The following is a 395-nucleotide window of genomic DNA, read 5'->3' on the forward strand; positions in this document are numbered from 1 at the left end:
GTGTTCGAACGTGTGTACGGTCGAAGCATGACCGGGGGATCATTCATCGAACTCGCCGACCTGGTGGTCGACGAGTTCGGTTCACAGGGAACAGTTGTCGCCGATGTCGACTCCGAGATCGTCGCCGCCATCCGTGGCGCCGTCGCTCTCCGCGCGGTGGCCGACGGGATGCTGGCGCGGTTGGCATCCCAGGCCGAGCGCGTCGGGGTCGCGACACACTGCGGGATGTCGTTGCGAGAACTGTTGGTCGCCAACGGTGTCGCGCCGGCGGTGGCGTCACGGTTGATCCGGCTCGGACGGGCCGTGGAGGTCCTGCCTCTGCTCGCTCGGCACTCCCGCGACGGTGGCATATCGGCCGAACATCTCGACGCTGTCGCGCGCGGAATCGAATATGT

At 66.3% G+C, this 395-nt stretch carries 1 protein-coding gene; it reads left to right on the top strand.

The genetic code is table 11. The features are described 5' to 3' along the window. Nucleotides 1–395: hypothetical protein (locus tag D7Y13_RS46705; RefSeq protein ID WP_208734747.1), on the top strand; the 395-nt coding region annotated here is incomplete at both ends.

This window comes from Corallococcus praedator, assembly GCF_003612125.1.
Lineage (GTDB): Bacteria > Myxococcota > Myxococcia > Myxococcales > Myxococcaceae > Corallococcus > Corallococcus praedator.